Annotated in this window: 18 protein-coding genes and 1 riboswitch; of the genes, 16 read left to right on the plus strand and 2 right to left on the minus strand. The window is 48.3% G+C overall.

What is annotated here, in order from left to right:
• Positions 1-629: 629 nt before the first annotated feature.
• A riboswitch (cobalamin riboswitch) is annotated at positions 630-833 on the plus strand.
• The 15 genes from NSS66_RS10845 (at position 791) to NSS66_RS10915 (ending at position 15,221) form a co-directional block, all read left to right on the plus strand.
• Entirely contained in the window at positions 791-934 is a 144-nt protein-coding gene (locus NSS66_RS10845) for a hypothetical protein (protein ID WP_023990987.1), read from the plus strand. It overlaps the preceding riboswitch by 43 nt.
• Before the next feature lie 116 nt (positions 935-1,050).
• Positions 1,051-2,631, plus strand: a complete 1,581-nt coding sequence (locus tag NSS66_RS10850; RefSeq protein WP_340958927.1) for an ABC transporter substrate-binding protein — start codon at positions 1,051-1,053, stop codon at positions 2,629-2,631.
• A gap of 15 nt (positions 2,632-2,646) precedes the next feature.
• On the plus strand, positions 2,647-3,576 hold the full coding sequence (gene nikB / locus NSS66_RS10855; protein WP_023990985.1) for a nickel ABC transporter permease: 930 nt from the start codon (positions 2,647-2,649) through the stop codon (positions 3,574-3,576).
• A gap of 14 nt (positions 3,577-3,590) precedes the next feature.
• Entirely contained in the window at positions 3,591-4,406 is an 816-nt protein-coding gene (locus tag NSS66_RS10860) for an ABC transporter permease (protein WP_340958928.1), read from the plus strand.
• Positions 4,406-5,323: an ATP-binding cassette domain-containing protein gene (locus tag NSS66_RS10865; protein ID WP_340958929.1), complete on the plus strand. Its 918-nt coding sequence runs from the start codon at positions 4,406-4,408 to the stop codon at positions 5,321-5,323. The genes NSS66_RS10860 and NSS66_RS10865 overlap by 1 nt, the downstream gene beginning before the upstream one ends.
• Complete coding sequence (locus tag NSS66_RS10870) at positions 5,320-6,096, plus strand: ABC transporter ATP-binding protein (protein ID WP_103744493.1); 777 nt, start codon at positions 5,320-5,322, stop codon at positions 6,094-6,096. The genes NSS66_RS10865 and NSS66_RS10870 overlap by 4 nt, the downstream gene beginning before the upstream one ends.
• Positions 6,097-6,361: 265 nt before the next feature.
• On the plus strand, positions 6,362-7,987 hold the full coding sequence (gene nikA / locus NSS66_RS10875; protein WP_068939154.1) for a nickel ABC transporter substrate-binding protein: 1,626 nt from the start codon (positions 6,362-6,364) through the stop codon (positions 7,985-7,987).
• Between the two features lie 46 nt (positions 7,988-8,033).
• Positions 8,034-8,978 (plus strand): nickel ABC transporter permease subunit NikB, encoded by a 945-nt coding sequence (gene nikB / locus NSS66_RS10880; RefSeq protein WP_071558037.1) that lies wholly within the window; start codon positions 8,034-8,036, stop codon positions 8,976-8,978.
• Positions 8,978-9,808 (plus strand): nickel ABC transporter permease subunit NikC, encoded by an 831-nt coding sequence (gene nikC, locus NSS66_RS10885; protein WP_080682961.1) that lies wholly within the window; start codon positions 8,978-8,980, stop codon positions 9,806-9,808. The genes nikB (NSS66_RS10880) and nikC overlap by 1 nt, the downstream gene beginning before the upstream one ends.
• A gap of 20 nt (positions 9,809-9,828) precedes the next feature.
• A complete protein-coding gene (locus tag NSS66_RS10890) occupies positions 9,829-10,653 on the plus strand; it encodes an ABC transporter ATP-binding protein (RefSeq protein ID WP_053326416.1) in 825 nt (274 codons plus the stop codon).
• Between the two features lie 38 nt (positions 10,654-10,691).
• Complete coding sequence (gene nikE, locus NSS66_RS10895; protein WP_023990977.1) at positions 10,692-11,501, plus strand: nickel import ATP-binding protein NikE; 810 nt, start codon at positions 10,692-10,694, stop codon at positions 11,499-11,501.
• A 142-nt stretch (positions 11,502-11,643) separates the two neighbouring features.
• Entirely contained in the window at positions 11,644-12,453 is an 810-nt protein-coding gene (locus NSS66_RS10900) for a transporter substrate-binding domain-containing protein (protein WP_023990976.1), read from the plus strand.
• A gap of 30 nt (positions 12,454-12,483) precedes the next feature.
• Positions 12,484-13,200, plus strand: coding sequence for an amino acid ABC transporter permease (locus tag NSS66_RS10905; protein ID WP_023990975.1), 717 nt, complete (start codon positions 12,484-12,486; stop codon positions 13,198-13,200).
• A 4-nt stretch (positions 13,201-13,204) separates the two neighbouring features.
• Positions 13,205-13,972 (plus strand): amino acid ABC transporter ATP-binding protein, encoded by a 768-nt coding sequence (locus tag NSS66_RS10910; RefSeq protein ID WP_254348340.1) that lies wholly within the window; start codon positions 13,205-13,207, stop codon positions 13,970-13,972.
• 232 nt (positions 13,973-14,204) lie between these two features.
• The gene (locus NSS66_RS10915; RefSeq protein ID WP_013312613.1) at positions 14,205-15,221 is read left to right on the plus strand and encodes an asparaginase; all 1,017 of its coding nucleotides are present in this window, start codon (positions 14,205-14,207) and stop codon (positions 15,219-15,221) included.
• Between the two features lie 25 nt (positions 15,222-15,246).
• Here the strand turns inward: NSS66_RS10915 and NSS66_RS10920 are convergent, their stop codons facing one another.
• Positions 15,247-16,194, minus strand: a complete 948-nt coding sequence (locus NSS66_RS10920) for a Gfo/Idh/MocA family protein (RefSeq protein WP_049828356.1) — start codon at positions 16,192-16,194, stop codon at positions 15,247-15,249.
• A 112-nt stretch (positions 16,195-16,306) separates the two neighbouring features.
• Here NSS66_RS10920 and NSS66_RS10925 point away from each other — a divergent pair, with 112 nt between their 5' ends.
• The gene (locus tag NSS66_RS10925) at positions 16,307-17,266 is read left to right on the plus strand and encodes a helix-turn-helix transcriptional regulator (protein ID WP_340958931.1); all 960 of its coding nucleotides are present in this window, start codon (positions 16,307-16,309) and stop codon (positions 17,264-17,266) included.
• 42 nt (positions 17,267-17,308) lie between these two features.
• Here NSS66_RS10925 and NSS66_RS10930 read toward each other — a convergent pair whose 3' ends face one another.
• Complete coding sequence (locus NSS66_RS10930) at positions 17,309-17,554, minus strand: DUF6953 family protein (RefSeq protein ID WP_013312611.1); 246 nt, start codon at positions 17,552-17,554, stop codon at positions 17,309-17,311.
• Between the last annotated feature and the right edge of the window lie 18 nt (positions 17,555-17,572).

A 17,572-nucleotide genomic window follows, 5' to 3' on the forward strand; every position in this document is an offset into this window, starting at 1 on the left:
TGTGCAGTGGCGCTAAAGTTAGCTCTTAAGTTGATTTATTTACTAGAGGAATTTGCTAGAGTAGTGGGCGAGGCAGTGGTATAATTTACCTTATGGATTTTGAATAGTGGTGGATGTTTTCGGACCACGGTGCAGCTTCCCGAAAGGGGGTGAAGCCGATGGTCAACCTTGTGTCGTGCTACGATGTGTTGCGTTGGATGGTTACGTTACTAAGCCTGGTGTTTAGTATTCGTAAACTTTATCGCTGGCTACGTCGAAAATTTCGGAACAAGCGAAAACCCACCGCGTAATTAGGTTGGCCCCTAACGGTGGGTTTCGTTTGCATTAACATTTAGTTATGCAGCGCGCCGTGGTGGTGATCCACAGCCTTTCAAGTCCTAAGAGTCTTTGCCGTTGGCGCGGCGAAGACTCTTTTTAGTATACGGACACGATGATTATCTATATACCTAATTTTAGCACGTTCATTTCGTGCACGCAATGAATAGACATCACCTTCATTCTCGCCACATCGTTCAAATTTAAATTATTGTGCAGCATTTATTGACAAGCCTGTGACAACAAAATAAGATCGTAATGGAAAGAAATAAAGGAAGAAAACAGGTGTGAGCCGGACGACTCTATGTACGGGGTTTTGTTGAGACCATGTGGATAGTTGTTGAGCGTGTTCACTTAAAAGGGAAGTTCGGTTGATTCCGACACGGGCCCGCCACTGTATACAGGCATCAGCAGGATACTGCTGGAGCTTTCAGAACAGCCACTGGAACTGTGAAGAACCGGGAAGGCCTGAAAGATGCGCCTGGAGTCAGGAGACCTGCCTGTTTTGACATCACTGTCAGACCCACGGGATGCTGGGGAGGTGGTTAGGCGTGCTGCATACGGAATGTCTGAAACCGATCTGATCCCTTCTATGTTTTTGGAGTTGGCTTCGAGGTGAGTTTTGACATTTTATAATGAAAGCATTTCTGACTGCTGATCAAGTGGTCCGGAATGCTTTTTTCGCGTTTTGCGTTAGGTTTATATGATTTTACAAGATAGAGGGGGATTCTTTGAATGATTAGCAATCGTAGTAGGCGTTCATGGTTGATATGTACAGGGGTGATGCTATTTCTGGCAGTTATGGCTCTTTCGGGATGTACCAGCAATAAGACGTCGGATAGCTCCGGCAAGGGTGAAAACGCGTCAGCACAACAAACAGCGACAGGTAAAAAGCTGATAATGGCGTATACATGGAAACCGTCAGGCGTTGACCCGCACGGAGATAATAGCTGGGATGTGATGCGATCCGGTGCAGGTGAGACACTGGTACGTTTGAATGAAAAGCTGGAGCCTGTGGCTTGGCTGGCAAAGGAGTGGAAGCAGGATAGTCCTACAGTTTGGACGTTCAGCTTGCAGGATAAAGTCACTTTTCATGATGGAAAGAGTATGGATGCAGCAGGTGTAAAAGCGTCTTTGCTGCGCTCTATCGAGAAAAGCCATCTGGCGAAGGATTTACTGAATGTGAAGTCCATTGATGTAAGCGGCCCGCTGGCTTTGAAAATCACGACAAACCAGCCGAACGCGGCGCTGGTGTCCAATCTAGCTGATCCATCGACGATTGTACTGGATGTGGCATCGATGAAAGATGAGCAGAGCTACCCAGCGATGACAGGCGCCTTTAAAATCAAAGCATTCAACAAGGACCAATCCTTGGTCGTAGAGCGTTATGACGGATATTGGGGCGAGAAGGCACGACTGGCTGAAGCGACGATGAAGTTCATTACGGATGGGAATTCGCGCCTGATGGCGCTGCAATCCGGCGAGGTGGACGTGGCGACGGATATTCCAGTTGATAACGCAGAGGTACTGAAAAAGAACGACAAGCTACAAGTGCTGTCGGCTCCCTCCTTGCGCACCCATATGATCGTGTACAATATGGAATCGCCAGTATTCAAGGATGCGGCGAACCGTAAGGTGGTGGACAGCCTGATTCCGCGCACATCGATTGTGAGCGCCGTCATGAGGGGCTTCGGTACGGAAGCAAGCAGTCCGTTCCCGAGCATTCTTCCCTTCGGTAAAGTTGAGCGTAAAGCGCTGGATGGAACGGCAGAGCAGCTGTTGACGAAGGATGGCTGGCAGAAGGACGCTCAAGGGACATGGACTAAGCAAGGCAAGCCGTTCGAGGTTACGCTGCTGACTTTCCCTCAGCGTCCAGAGCTCTCTGTTATGGCTGAGGTCATCCAAAGCCAATTGCTGAAAGAGGGAATCCAGGTCAAGATTCGCAAGGTGGAAAATATCGACGAGGCGTTGACCAAAAACGATTGGGATTTTGCAATGTACAGCATGCTTACTGCTCATACAGGAGAGCCGCAATATTTTATGGACATGTTTTATTCTTCGAAAAGTGAAGCCAATGTAAGCCGGTATAGTTCCAAACCGCTAGAGAGTATTCTTAACAGCTTGAAGCTGGCGAAGGATACAGCGCAGCGTAATGCTGTGACACTACAAGCGCTGGATATCATCAATGCGGATTTGCCACAGTCGTTCATTGTGCATCCTGATAATGTGTTTGGTGTGAAAAAAGGGGTGGAGGGTTTTACACCCCATCCGATCGAGTATTACTACATTACAGCGCAATCTGATATTACGGAATAACGAGCTGCGTATCCTATGATTCGTTTTATACTGGAACGTGTGGCGCAGCTGCTCATCATTGTATTCGTTGTATCCACGCTGACTTTTGTACTGATGCGGCTCGCTCCTGGTGACCCTGCTACTATTTTGCTCACCGCGCATAATGTCCCTGCCTCTGAGGAGGCGTTGACGACGCTACGGCAGGAACTGGGCTTAAACGAGCCGCTTCATATTCAATATGTGAACTGGCTGCGAGATGTGTTCACGGGGCATTGGGGCACCTCGTATGTATCCAAGGAATCCGTGCTAGCCGAACTATGGAACAGACTGCCTGCTACTGTGGAGCTAGCTGCTGCGGGCTTTGCCGTCATGACGGTGCTTACGCTGGGGCTGGGACTGGCTGCCTCGCTAAAAATCAGCGGCCCACTGGATCGTCTGGGCAGGCTGTTTGCCCTGCTGGGATCGTCGATTCCCTCTTTTTGGCTTGGTTTTCTGTTGATCTATCTATTCTCCGTTCGCTTGGGCTGGCTCCCATCCATGGGAAGGGAGGACTGGACACATCTAGTGCTCCCAGCGCTGACTCTTGGCGCAGGTTTGGGAGCGGTGCAAGCCCGTGTACTGCGCGCTCAAATGCTGGAGCTGGGTGACCGGAATTTTGTGAAAGCAGCGAAGGCTCGAGGCTTTTCACGTATGCATATCCTGTTTTTTGAGATATTTAAGCATGCGGTTTTGCCTATGATTACACTGCTAGGTACCAATCTATCATTTATGTTGGCAGGTAATGTCATCGTCGAGACCATTTTTTCATGGCCGGGGTTAGGCAAGTATTTTATAGATGCGATTACCCAGCGAGATTATCCTGTGATTCAGGGGTATGTTATTTTTGCCGTATTTTTAATTGTAGGTGTTCAGTGTTTGGTGGATTTGGTCCAGACGGCGATAGATCCGAGGCTACGTTTGCGTTAAGGGGGAAGCTGAAAATGAAAAAGATACGGCTTTCCTTTCAAGGGAGCTTGCTGGCAGGAGGCGTACTTTTTGGTCTGATCGTGCTGCTTGGGTTATTGGCTACATGGGTCGCTCCTCATGATCCTCTTCAAGTGGATCTTTTGAACCGTCTGGCACCACCCAGTCGGAAATATCCTTTCGGTACGGATCATCTGGGTCGGGATGTGTTGTCACGGCTAATTTACGGGATTCGGACGAGCGTGCTAATCGCATGTGCAATTACTGTAGCTACGCTGTGCTTCAGTCTACCTATAGGGTTGCTCATTGGTTATGTGCGCGGACGCGTGGATCAGCTGATTATGCGGGGAATCGACGGCGTATTGGCTTTTCCTGATATTATTTTAACGGTGGCAATTGTGGGCATTTTGGGCCCGGGTTTTGTTAACATGACCCTTGCGATTATTGCGGTACGGTGGGCGGGCTATGTCCGGTATATCCGTAGTCTGGTTCAAAAAGCCTGTCAGGAGGACTACGTTCGGTATGCCCGTTTATCCGGCAATTCACACGTACGTATACTGAGACGTTATGTATTGCCACAAACGTTGCCGCAGTTGTTGGTTTATGCGGTATGGGATATCGGACGCGTGGTGCTGATGATCGCGGGGCTATCCTTTCTTGGACTGGGTGTACAGCCGCCCAAGCCAGAGTGGGGCGTGATGCTGCATGATGCAACCTCATATTTTCAGGTGGCTCCGCATGTCATGATTTTCCCGGGCTTGGCGATTATGCTATTCGCACTTGCCTGCCAGCTTTTGGGCGACCGCTTTTCGGAAAAGGGGGCGGCCAAATAGTGGGAGATCAAATAGCCCTTGGGGGCAAGGATACGATAGAACAAGTGGCAGGGCGAAAACCGTTGTTACACGTGGAACATTTGGAAATCTGCCGCACAGGCGTAGGAGCAAGCGGAAGTGGGAGCAAACCACTGCTGCGGGATGTGAGCTTTTCCATATATTCAGGGGAGATTGTGGCCCTGACCGGACCGAGCGGATGCGGCAAGAGTCTGACCGCACACGCAATCGCAGGCATGCTGGAGCCAGGTATCGGTGTTACGCAAGGGCGTATCTACTATAACGGGGAAGACACTCTCCCGTTCCAGGAACGGCGCTGGCAAAGGCTGCGCCGAGAGGATATTGCCCTGCTCATTCAACAATCGCTGAGCGGGTTGAATCCGATCCGGACTGTCCGCGCCCAGCTGATGGATACGCTTAGACTGCACGGGCGGCGTCGGATGCCGCACGACCAGATGGAGCCGGGGCACGCTGGTGCTGCCCCATCCCACACTGCACCGCAGCAAGTTCACCCGCTGGGCGTGCTGCCACGGATGCGGCGGATGCTGATCCGTGCCATGGAGATAGCCAGAGGAGGCGCTACTCCAGTGCGGGAGGCCTATTTGCGCTCTCTGCTCCGCAAGGTTGGGTTTACAGATCCTGAGCATATTTTGTCGTCATATCCTTTTGAACTAAGCGGAGGCATGTGTCAAAGGGTGCTGCTGGCTGCAATGTTAAGCTCAGGTCCAAGCCTTTTTATTGCCGATGAGCCTACTACGGCGTTGGATGTTATCAACCGCGACAAGGTTTTGGCATTGCTGCAACAATTGAGAGAAGACTTTGATCTCACCATATTGTTGATTTCACATGATCGCCAAGGTATGAGCCGCATAGCAGATCGAGTGTTGGAGATGAGCCCGGAAGGAAGGATGCACCAGTGATGCTGGAATTGAAGAATGTGACCAAAGCATACCCTGTCCGCAAACGGAGAAAAGGCTGGTTCAGCACGCAAGATAGCGAGCAGGCCGTGAAGAAGGTGAGTCTGGAGTTACGGCAGGGGGAGTGTCTTGGATTGGTTGGAGAAAGTGGAAGTGGCAAAAGCACGCTGGCACAATGTATTCTAGGGCTGGAGTCGTTGACCTCAGGGGAGATTTGGCTGGATCATCAGCCTATACATTTCGAAAAGACGAAGGACGTTCAGCTGTACAAGCGAATCCAGTTGGTTGCACAGGATTCGTCCTCCTCATTGCATCCTCGTATGACCATTCGAGATATTTTAATGGAGCCGATCCACAACTATTTTCCTGAGCGAAAAGCGCAGGCGCTGGATATTTGTCTGTCTCTATTGGAATCAGTAGGATTGGAGGCTGACAGTCTGGAAAAATACCCAGCACAGCTGAGTGGCGGGCAAAAACAGCGGGTATGTATTGCCCGAGCGTTGGCGGTGGAGCCGGATATTATCTTGTTCGATGAATCGATCGCCAATCTGGATACGACAACGCAGTCTTCTGTACTGGACATGCTCAAAAGAATGCAGATGGAGCGTCAGTTGTCCTACCTATTCATTACTCACGATCTCCAATCTACTCGCCAGTTTTGTGACCGAGTTGCCGTCATGGTTCAGGGGGAGATCGTGGAAATATTTAAGGAATGGGATGAAGACTTGTTACAGCATGAGTACACGCGTACTCTGTTTCAAACGTTGGAGAATTAATCCATAAATTTGATATTATCAGGATTTTGCAAAATTCGATTCCAGTCGCTCCAAAGTGCAATATCTAGACGAACTAGGCCATTTCGATCTATATCTTGTTCATTGGAAGTCGCTTATTGGATTTTTGCAAAATCGTCATTCTACAAATTTAAAATAAATATAGGCTTCCTTTGTCGAATATTGTTGACAAAATAGAACGTGGTACCTATTCTAAATATGATTATGATAATCATTATCACATATATAGAAAAGGGGAAATACATTGATGTCCGTTCGACACCGCAAGACTGCCACCCTTATGTTGGTGGCGCTCCTCTTATTATCCGTTGTTTTGGGCTGCGCGAAGCAGGAAAACACCCCTGCATCCACCTCTACTGACGGAGCTGCCAATGAAAAGTCGATCACGCTATCGTGGCCGCGTGACATTGGTACGATGAATCCTCACGTATACAATCCTTCCCAACTTTTTGCACAATCCATGGTCTATGAGCCGTTAGTCAGCTACAAGCAAGGAGGCAAGCTGGAGCCTGCTTTGGCTGAATCCTGGACTATTTCCAAGGACGGCAAAATATATACGTTTAAGCTGCGCAAAGGTGTGAAATTTTCGGATGGAACGCTATTTAATGCGACCATTGTCAAAAAGAACTTTGACGCTATTATGAAAAATGAGAAAACGCACAGCTGGCTTGGTATAGTAGGCGTTCTCGACAAAACTGAAGCTGTAGATGACAGCACCTTCCGAATGACGCTCAAAGAGCCATACTACCCAGTGCTTCAGGATTTGTCTGTCGTTCGCCCGTTCCGTTTTCTGGGTGAAGCGGGGTTCCCGGATGATGGAGATACGTCCAAAGGAATCAAGAAACCTGTAGGTACAGGACCTTGGATGCTGGATGAATACAAGCAAGATGAATATGCAACCTTTAAGCGTAATCCGAACTATTGGGGTACTGCACCGAAGGTGGATAAAATTACGGTAAAAATCATTCCCGATGGCGAAACCCGTGTAATGGCCTTTGAAAAAGGCGACCTGGATCTGATTTATGGAGAGGGTGTCATTAGTCTGGATGCTTTCAAACAGCTTCGCGACACGAATCAGTATGTTACCACGCTGTCCGAGCCTGTAGGTACAAGAAGCCTGTTACTCAACTCATCCAATCCCAAGCTGGCAGACCTTCGGGTACGTCTGGCACTCCAGCATGGCTTTAACAAGCAGGCAATGGTGGAAGGTGTAACCTCGGGGCTGGAGGAAACAGCGGATACGGTTTTATCCAAAAACTATCCGTATACGAATGTAAACTTACAGCCTGTTGGCTATGATGTGGAAAAATCCAAATCGTTGCTGGATGAGGCTGGCTGGAAGCTGCCCGCAGGCGGTACAGTACGGGAAAAAGACGGACAACAGCTGGATTTTGAGCTGATTTTTGATAAGACTGATCCGATCCAAAAGGCGATGGCTGAAACCATTCAGGCTGAATGGGGAGAATTGGGTGTCAAAGTGAACCTGACCGGACTGGAGCTGACGGTTCAAATTAAGCGCCTTAGATCCAACCAGTTTGATCTGTACTTCTGGTACAACTATGGTGCGCCTTATGATCCGCACTCCTTTATTAATGTCATTGCCAAGAAGAGCTTCGGAATTTCCGAGGTGCTGAGTGCCCTTCCGATGAAGAAAGACCTGGATCAGCAAGTACACGAAGCGCTCTCATCGACAGATGAAACCAAGCGTCAAGAGCTGTATGCTTCGATTCTGAAGACGCTTCAGGAGCAATCTGCCATTGTGCCTATTTCATATATTAAGAAAACGGCAGTGTACCAGAAAAAGATTACAAACTTTGTATTCCCGGCTAATCGGGATGAAAATCCGTTTGAGGGAATTGAAATCGGAAAGTAGCTGAAGCCGATAGGTAACGGTAGTTTACAGGATAGGAGGACAACTCATGATCAGCTATATCGGGAAGCGAATGGTAGCGGTCATTCCTATTGTTCTCTTTGCCACCCTCGTTACCTTTGCACTGATTCATATTTCACCAGTTGATCCGGCCGAGGCCTATTTGACGGCTGCTCATATTTATCCTACTCCAGAGATTCTGGAGCAGAAAAGACATGAGTTCGGGCTGGATCAGCCTTTGCTGACGCAGTATATGCATACACTTCAAAGAATCAGTCAATTGGACTTTGGTACTTCGTATCTGACCAACAAGCCGGTGTGGGATGAGGTCAAGGTTCGGCTGCCCGCCACTTTTGAATTGGCTGTGAGCAGTATGGTGCTATCTATTGTGGTGAGTATTCCACTGGGCGTGCTGGCGGCGATGCGTAAAAATGGCTGGATCGACATGCTTAGTCGAGGAATTTCATATTTTGGCGCGTCTATACCCCAGTTCTGGCTGGGATATTTGTTAATCTTCTTTTTCTCTGTCCGATTGGATTGGCTCCCTGTAGAGGGGCGAGGAACGTGGCAACATCTGGTGTTGCCCACTTTGACCCTGTCGCTGGTTCTGATTGCTTTATATACGCGCCTGCTGCGTTCCAGTGTGTTGGAGCAGCTTCAGGAAACGTATGTGCAGTATGCCAGAACTAGAGGGATTCGTGAGCGGGTGATCATGCTCAAGCATGTACTGAAAATTGCCATTGCTCCACTGATTACAAGTATGGGTATGAATCTGGGCAAGCTTCTGACCGGAACAATTATTGTGGAGCAGGTGTTTTCATGGCCCGGGTTTGGCCGTTATTTTGTGGAAGCGATTTTTAACCGGGATATTCCCGTCATACAATGCTATGTGTTTTTGGCGGCATGCCTGTTCATCGTATGCAATTTGCTCGTTGATCTGGTGCATTTGTATATGGACCCCCGAATTTCATCGAAGGGACGAGCAGAGCAGTGATGATAAGGTTGCGTACAATGTTCAAAGGTCAAAAGGTAATCGTGGTCTGCTCTGTCGTACTGGCTGCTCTTTTTATCATTATGGCGCTAGCTCCTTGGCTGGCTCCCCATGATCCGGTTAAAGTCAATTTACTGCACAAGCTGGAGGGACCTTCGAAAGAATACTGGCTGGGGACCGATCATTTGGGTCGGTGCAATTTATCCCGGTTGCTGTATGGAGCGCGGATTTCCCTCGGTTTTGCGACATTAATTTTCCTGTCCTCGCTTAGCATCGGCGTTGTGGTCGGGTCGCTAGCAGGTTATGTGGGCGGCTGGGTCGATAGTGTGTTGATGCGGTTTTGCGAAGGTATTATGGCGTTTCCGAATTTGGTGCTTGTGCTGGGCATTGTCGGTATTTTTGGGCCGGGCCTCATGCAGGTGCTGCTTGCCTTAATGATGGTGCAGTGGGTGTATTATGCCAGAATGTGCCGCAATATGGTCGTCAGTCTGAAAGAACGGAATTTTATAGCTGCTGCAAGGATTAGCGGGTCCTCCTCAGGGGCCATTATCCGGCGGCATATTATTCCGAATGTGCTGCGGCCGATTGTGGTCATTGGTACGCTGGAAATGGGCTGGGCGATCATGGATATTTCCGCGTTGTCGTTCCTTGGTCTAGGCATTCAGCCGCCGACTCCCGAATGGGGAGCGATGATTCATGAGGGAACGGGATACATACGCAGTCATCCGGAATTAATGATCTATCCGGGGGTTATGATTCTGGTGGTGGTGATGGCCTTCAATATATTGGGGGAGGCGCTGTCCGACCGATACGGAATTGCCAAACGTCAGTAAAACGGGAGTGAGTTACAACGATGGACGACAGGGAGAAGGTGCTGGAGGTCAGCGGCTTACAGGTGAAGCTCAAAACCGATGCCGGGGCGGTATCTCTGCTGGAGCCAACTCATTTTGAGCTGAAAAAGGGACAGGTACTGGGTCTTGTCGGCGAGAGTGGAAGCGGCAAAACAGTGACTTGTAAAGCGTTGCTCCAACTGCTGGATCGCCAGACGATGGACGTGGAAGGTAGTGTCCGTCTGAACGGGCGTGAGCTGAACGGAATGGTGGCCGAGGAGATGCGCCGTATTCGGGGCAAGGAAATCGCGTTTATTATGCAAAATCCGATGAGCGCTTTTACGCCAGTGTATACGATCGGAGCTCAGTTTATGGAAACGGTCCGCACGCACACCGGATTAACCAAACGACAGGCCCATGAACTTGCCATAACGGCTCTGGAAAATATGAATCTGCCCGATCCAGCCAAGCTGATGAAGCGGTATTCGTTTCAGTTGAGCGGCGGGATGCTGCAACGAGTCATGATCGCCATTTCCATGTGCCTGCGGCCAGCAGTGGTTATTGCCGATGAACCAACGACGGCGCTCGATGTGGTCAATCAGCTACAGGTGCTAAGAGAGCTGGATCGCTTGCGTACGGAATACAATACGTCCATTTTGCTGATCTCGCATGATCTGGGCGTCATTTCCCAATTGGCGGATGAAGTGGCTGTCATGCAGCAGGGTCGTATTGTTGAGCAGGCTGAGGTCCATCAGTTATTCGATCACCCGCAGGATGAATATACTAAAATGCTGCTGCATGTCAGACCCAAGTTGTCCATTCGGGGCATAAATCAGGTAGGTGGTTAGTCGCCTGTTCGACGGTTACACTTTCAAAAGGGGAGCGAATGCGCATGCTACAAGTGAAGAAAGTAACTCATAGCTATGGAAGGCGCAAATGGCTGGGCCGCTCTGAACCACGTCCTCCTGTGTTGGCTAACGTTTCGCTTACTATAGAAAGTGGGTTTTGCCTAGGCTTACTTGGTACCAGCGGAGCCGGTAAAAGCACGCTGGGCAAGGTTATTCTGGGGCTGGAGAAGCCGCAGGAGGGTCAGGTGCTGTTCCAGGGACAGGACATTTATAATGCGAGCCCCCAAGTCCGCAGGGGACTGCGACGGGATATGCAGGTCGTATTTCAGGACTGCTACTCTGCTGTAAATCCCCGAATGACCGCCGGGCAGATTATTGGTGAGCCATTGGACAATTACGAACGGTTATCGGTGCAGGAACAAAAAAGAACGGTCGAAAGCCTGCTGGAACGGGTCGGCCTCAAGCCGGAAGATCGGATTAAATATCCGCATCAATTCAGCGGCGGACAATTACAGCGGATCAACATTGCACGGGCGATTGCGCTCAAACCAAAGCTGATCGTGCTGGATGAGTCCGTCAGCAGCCTCGATATGGTTCACCAGATGCATATTTTATCCCTGCTGGGAGAACTGAAATCTTCGTTTGGATTGTCATATCTGTTCATCACGCATGATATTCGGGCGGCATATGCCATCTGTGATGGCATTGCTGTGATGGAGCAGGGAAGATTGATTGAGCGCTGTGATGAGAAGGATCAGATTTTTGAATCTGCTCATCCGGCTGTACGACGGTTGATCTCGTCCATTTTGCCGGAACATCCAGCAGAGCGTTTTCCGCTTCATGGATAACAGTGGACCCGCAAGGGTCCTTTTTTTGTGCAACATATGGATAAATAATCGAAATGAAATTTACTTGTTGTATTATTTGAATAACCCGTTATAATATAAAATCATAGTAAATTACTTGGATATTAAAAAGGGGATGTTATATATGAAGAAATCTGCTTTGGTAGCAGCGATTGGCCTATCTCTTGTGTTATTAACGGGTGCCTTGAGTGGATGTTCCTCGAAGGATGCGGCATCGGGGGATAAGGTAATCTATGTCGGCACACAAAATGACTACCCTCCGTTTGCTTTTACGAATGAAAAAAACGAGCTGACCGGATACGATGTGGAAGTAGTCAAGGAGATCGACAAGAAGCTGGACGGCTACAAGTTTGAGTTTGTACCTTCTGGCTGGGACGGAATTTTCATGGCGCTGGAATCGAACAAGATTCAGGTCGTAGCAGATGAAATCGCCAAAAATCCTGAGCGCGAGCAAAAATATTTGTTCTCGGATGAATCCTACTTTCAAGCACAATCCGTCATTGTTGTGAAAAAAGGCAGAACGGATATACACTCTCTCAAGGATTTAGAAGGCAAGAAGGTAGCCGCATCAGTAGGCGACTCCTACACACAATTGCTGGAACAATATAATGCGAAGAATGGGAATAAAATTATTTTGAAATACAATGATACAGGCACTTCGTCCGATAACCTTCAAGACGTACAAAATGGCCGGGTGGACGCTTATGTGAATGATCCAGTCATGACGGCTGCTACGATCAAGAAGGAAGGTTTGCAGGTCGAAGCGATAGGTGATCCTGTGCAAACGGATGATATCAATCTGGTGTTCAAAAAGGATAAGCAGGGCGAAGAGCTGAAAGCTAAAATCGACCCGATTATTAAAGAGTTGAAAACGGACGGAACACTGAAAAAATTGTCTGAACAATGGACAGGTGGGGAATATATCCCGCAGTAACAACAATGTAAAGGGTAAAGTGAGGTTCCTATGGAAAAGCTGTTTGACCTTGATTATATGCTGAAAAGCCTTCCCCGGATCGTTGAGTATCTACCCGTTACGCTATGGATTGCATTTTTGTCCATGCTGCTGGGTACGATTATCGGGTTGGCAACGGCGTTAATTCGGATATACAAGGTGCCTGTCTTGGCGCAACTGTCTACGCTGTATGTCTCCTACATCCGGGGAACACCGCTCATTGTGCAGCTGTTTCTCGTATATTATGGAATACCCAAGTTTTTATATTATTTTCAGAGCGAATACGGTTTCTTACAGCAATTAAATATCTACGTGATTCCACCCGAGGTTTTCGCATTGTTGTCATTTTCACTAAATCTCGGGGGTTATCTGTCGGAGACGTTCCGGGCGGCGATTCATTCAGTCGACCGGGGACAATTTGAGGCAGCCAATTCCATCGGCATGAGCCAAACACAAATTATGCTCAAAATTGTATTGCCGCAGGCGTTGACGGTGGCTTTGCCCAATCTGGGAAACACGCTGATCAGTACGGTGAAGGATACGTCTTTTATTTTTATGATCGGTGTCGTCGATATGATGGGACAGGCTAAAATTATGGGCGCGCGGGCGTTGGCTTTTTTTGAGGTATATGTTGCGGTGTCTCTGATTTACTGGTTGGTGTGCATTATTATTGAGCGCGGGCTTGTCGTGCTGGAGAAGCGTATTCGAATTTACGAAAGAAGTGAGTAAGAGCATGATTCAGCTTCATCAAATTCATAAGCATTTTGGACAGCATCACGTGTTGAAGGGCATAGACCTGACGGTAGGCAAGGGAGAAGTCGTGGTGATCCTGGGCCCAAGCGGATCGGGGAAGTCCACGTTGCTGCGCAGCATTAATTTTTTGGAGCAGCCGACCAGCGGAGTCATTGAAATTGACGATGTAAAGGTCGATGCCGCCAAGGCGGGAAAAAAGGACATTCTCGGACTACGGATGGCAACGGCAATGGTATTTCAGCAATATCAGTTGTTTAAAAATTTGAATGCACTCCATAATGTGATGATTGGTCTGACCAGTGTGAAAAAGCTGGATCGTAAGCAGGCGAGGGAGATCAGTGAAGGCATTTTGGAAAAGGTCGGGTTAAAGGATCGTATGACCTATTATCCTGCCCAGCTTTCGGGTGGACAGCAGCAGCGAGTTGCGATTGCCCGTGCTTTGGCACTAAATCCGCAGGTGTTGTTGTTTGATGAACCGACATCCTCACTTGATCCTGAACTGGTGGATGAAGTGCTGTCCGTGATCCAAAAGGTGGCGAGTGAAGGCAATACGATGATTATTGTCACGCATGAGCTTGGTTTTGCGAGAGATGTAGCGGATCGGGTTGTGCTGATGGAGCATGGTGTGATCGTGGAGCAGGGACCCGTGGAGCAGTTTTTCACCAATCCGAAGGAAGAACGGACACGGCAGTTTCTGGGCAAAGCGTTGGTACAGAGAGCGCCACAGGAGCAGCCTGTATCCCCATAAAAAGTACGTGGATGGGTTATAGGTATGTACAACGCTGTAGACTTATTGCACTTATAGTAAAAAGCACGTTAGACAAGTCGCAGGAGGAAGGAAGGCCCGCGCTTGTTTGTCGTGCTTTTTTGGCGCCTCTTATCCCAAATTCTTTTCCATTGCAAAGTAGCTTATCACACTTATTCATGATAAATTCTAAGAACAATACAGTGAAGATGTAATCGGGAAGGAACATTGGCATATGAAAAAGGTTTTGTTCATTAATACCGGAGGGACCATTTCTTCCTCTTATCAGGAAAACGGCCTGACACCGACCCAATCGGCTGAAAATATTTTGGCGGAAATTCCGGAGCTGAAGGAGATTTGCGAGATTGATGCCCATAATCTGATGAGCATTGATAGCACAAATACACAACCAGAGGATTGGGCTTCCATCGCCCGGATGGTACATCGTTCGCTCGATCAGTACGACGGCATTGTCATTGCACACGGTACGGATACGATGGCTTATACGGCTTCAGCCTTGAGTTTCATGCTGGGAACCGTAGACAAACCCGTCGTTGTGACAGGTTCACAGGTTTCCATTTTGGCGGAGCACAGCGATTCCAAAAAAAATGTAATTGACTCATTCCTGACCGCATGTGGCGAGGTGGCTGGGGTTTTTGTCGTGTTTAACGGCAAAATTATCAATGGTAGCCGTAGCTCGAAAATCAGAACACGCAGCTATAACGCCTTTGAGAGTATTAACTATCCGTACATTGGCCTCGTGGAGAACGGTAAGGTGGTCTATACGGAGGGCGTATTTGCAAATCGCAGTACCGTTCGTCATCCATACAACGACGGGTATGCTTCCGAAGTATTTCTGCTCAGGCTGATTCCGGGTACGAATCCGGCGATTTTCGATGCCATTCAGGGCTTGGGCTATAAAGGTATCGTCATTGAGGGCTTTGGTATGGGTGGCGTCCCTTTTAAAGAAAGAAGCCTGATCAGTAAAATCGAGGAACTGATGAAGGACGGTATGAGTATTGTCGTGACTACTCAATGTCCTTATGAGGGCGGGGATTTGACGATTTACGAAGTGGGGCAAAAGGTACTGGAGAAGGGGGTTATTCCGGGGTATGACATGACAACGGAAGCGCTGGTGACGAAAATGATGTGGGCGTTGGGGCAGACGACCGATCCGGCCGGGGTAGCCAAGATTATGGCAACGAACTACGCAGACGAAGTTTCCCTGCCTGCGGATACAGCTTCCTTATAGGAAGCTGATTTCCGTAGATACCGGGTTAACGCTGGCCTTGCCCCAGTCTGCTTTTAATCTCAATAGCCACTTTCAGCGCTTGTACAGCCGATTCCAGTGGAATCAGGCTTTCCGAATGTCCACCAAAGCATTCAAGTGCATGATCCAAACTTTTTTCGTATGGATTGGCAGATTCGAGGTTGATTTTTTGCTGTCCTGATGCGGTATACTCATATAATGCGGTAGGTATAAGATCGTTTTCGTCGCTTTCATGAAATACCAGCTTGGCCTTTTCGAAATAAGCTTCATAGGCCACTGTGAAGGGGTAGCTTCCCGGCATGTGGGATGAGGCGATGACTTCTGTGAATGTATCCCGATGCTGAAAGTAAGCACGAACCTGTGCTTGTTCAGGATGGGTAACTTCTGTACCCCAGACTGTACATGGATCACAGGGGCCTAATAGCCAGGTCAGTAAATCCAGTTCATGAATCATGAACTGAGTAGGGATGGAGCTTAGTCCAAGATCTCCCCACAGGGGAGGCGTTTCTCTTTTCAAAGATAAGGAAATGAGCTTTCCGTACTTCTGTTGGCGGTATGCCTCATACAGATAGGTATAGGCGGGATCAAACTTAATGAACTGGTTGACCAGAATCTTTTTGCCATATTGCTCCGCAGCTTGTTGCATAAGAAGAGCGTCTTCGAGATTAAAGCAAACGGGTGTTTCACAAAATACATGCTTACCGTGCTTTAGCGCATCCACAGCATATGACCTATGCAGGTGGGAGGGCAGGCATAGATCGACGATATCCACGTCTGGATCCAGCAGAATATCCTCTATATTTTGTGTGACTTCTACGTTTAGCTCCTCTTTCAGCTTTTGCAGCTTGGTTTCGTTCCTTCCAAATACCATGATTCTGTTTACCTTGGGATGGTTGTTTAACAATGAGGCATGATATGCGCCGAATCCCGTCCCCAATATTCCAATATTCATCATCCATTACACCCCTTTACTTCTATGATACACACCTATTGCTGCCAACAGGGTGTCAACAATCTTTGCATCATCTTTTCAATTCGGGTTAACCATCTATTGTGGAGGTATGATTGTGAGACTGCATCGTTTAATCGCGATTTTATTATGTATCGAATCTAGAGGGAGAATGAAGGCCAAGGAATTGGCGTTGGCACTGGAAACCTCTGTACGCTCCATTTACAGGGATATCGACCTCCTGGCTGAAGCCGGCGTTCCGATTGTTACCGCATCCGGCCCGAAGGGCGGAATTTATTTAATGGAGGGTTATACGGCGAACCTGAAACAGTTGAATGGCGGGGATGTCATTCAGTTGTATTTAACAGGGATGGGCATTTATACAGGCGGGCCCACCGAATCGGGTTTGAAGTTAAAGAATGCTCTGCTCAAACTGGAACAGACGATGCCAGACCCGTATCAGTCCGATATTAAGAAAGCCAAAGCGCGGTTTTATTTTGATGATACGCCGTGGTGGACGGAACGTATAGCAATTCCTTGTCTTGAATCCGTAAGAGCTGCAGTGTGGGGGTCCCATAAAATAACCATTCAATATGAGAAGGCTGACGGAATCTGTTCTTCCCGTCATGTGCATCCCTATGGACTTGTGGTGAAAAAAGGAGATTGGTATCTCATTGCCTTCTGTGAAGTTGGGCAGGAGATTCGGACCTTTAAATGTGAGCGAATCAAGGAGGTTCAGCCGTCTGCGGAAGTGTTTGAGGTTCCGGTCGATTTTTCGCTGGAACATCATTGGATGAGGCAAGAAACCGCGTTTAAGCAGCTTTGTACAGAGAAAGAATACTATCCCGTTCTGATCCGAACGAATAAGAAGCAAGCGGGAATTATAGCGAAAAGAATGGAAATCATCCAGTCTGTACAGGAAGGCAGTCATTTCATTCTAAAGGTCAACATGTATAGTTATGAAGCGGCTTGTCGCGATGCTATGGATTGGATCGGTAGGGTTGAAGTTTTGGAGCCTGCAGTACTCCGACAGTTTGTGAAGGAAGAAATTAACCGACTCCAGAGGATATATGGATAAATGATTAAAAAAACACCTGCCTAGGGCAGATGCTTTTGCTTGTTAAGTCCAGGCCCATAGAAATCCGTCACGATCCCAGGCAATTCTACCACCATGAAGCTTGCGGAATGCTTTTTTGATTTCTTTTTCCAGAGATACATGACCATGCTCGCTTATAAACACATACTGCTCTCCATACTCAGAGCGTACATATGCAATTGCATCTTCTTGTTTCAGGGTGCCCACTTCACGGATCTGCGCGACCATCCATTGTGCAATCTCTTGTTCTGTTGTAGGGGTGTTGTCCATTTGTCGTATCCTTTCCTG

The sequence above is a fragment of the Paenibacillus sp. FSL R10-2748 genome (assembly GCF_038005565.1).
In the GTDB taxonomy this organism is placed as follows: Bacteria; Bacillota; Bacilli; order Paenibacillales; family Paenibacillaceae; genus Paenibacillus; species Paenibacillus polymyxa_B.

Excerpts from the sequence above, each read along its gene's own strand:
- NSS66_RS10845 (WP_023990987.1), top strand. The coding sequence starts at position 791 with ATGCGCCTGGAGTCAGGAGACCTGCCTGTTTTGACATCACTGTCAGAC.
- NSS66_RS10850 (WP_340958927.1), top strand. The coding sequence starts at position 1,051 with ATGATTAGCAATCGTAGTAGGCGTTCATGGTTGATATGTACAGGGGTG.
- nikB (WP_023990985.1), top strand. The coding sequence starts at position 2,647 with ATGATTCGTTTTATACTGGAACGTGTGGCGCAGCTGCTCATCATTGTA.
- NSS66_RS10860 (WP_340958928.1), top strand. The coding sequence starts at position 3,591 with ATGAAAAAGATACGGCTTTCCTTTCAAGGGAGCTTGCTGGCAGGAGGC.
- nikA (WP_068939154.1), top strand. The coding sequence starts at position 6,362 with ATGTCCGTTCGACACCGCAAGACTGCCACCCTTATGTTGGTGGCGCTC.
- nikB (WP_071558037.1), top strand. The coding sequence starts at position 8,034 with ATGATCAGCTATATCGGGAAGCGAATGGTAGCGGTCATTCCTATTGTT.
- nikC (WP_080682961.1), top strand. The coding sequence starts at position 8,978 with ATGATAAGGTTGCGTACAATGTTCAAAGGTCAAAAGGTAATCGTGGTC.
- NSS66_RS10890 (WP_053326416.1), top strand. The coding sequence starts at position 9,829 with ATGGACGACAGGGAGAAGGTGCTGGAGGTCAGCGGCTTACAGGTGAAG.
- nikE (WP_023990977.1), top strand. The coding sequence starts at position 10,692 with ATGCGCATGCTACAAGTGAAGAAAGTAACTCATAGCTATGGAAGGCGC.
- NSS66_RS10900 (WP_023990976.1), top strand. The coding sequence starts at position 11,644 with ATGAAGAAATCTGCTTTGGTAGCAGCGATTGGCCTATCTCTTGTGTTA.
- NSS66_RS10905 (WP_023990975.1), top strand. The coding sequence starts at position 12,484 with ATGGAAAAGCTGTTTGACCTTGATTATATGCTGAAAAGCCTTCCCCGG.
- NSS66_RS10910 (WP_254348340.1), top strand. The coding sequence starts at position 13,205 with ATGATTCAGCTTCATCAAATTCATAAGCATTTTGGACAGCATCACGTG.
- NSS66_RS10915 (WP_013312613.1), top strand. The coding sequence starts at position 14,205 with ATGAAAAAGGTTTTGTTCATTAATACCGGAGGGACCATTTCTTCCTCT.
- NSS66_RS10920 (WP_049828356.1), bottom strand. The coding sequence starts at position 16,194 with ATGATGAATATTGGAATATTGGGGACGGGATTCGGCGCATATCATGCC.
- NSS66_RS10930 (WP_013312611.1), bottom strand. The coding sequence starts at position 17,554 with ATGGACAACACCCCTACAACAGAACAAGAGATTGCACAATGGATGGTC.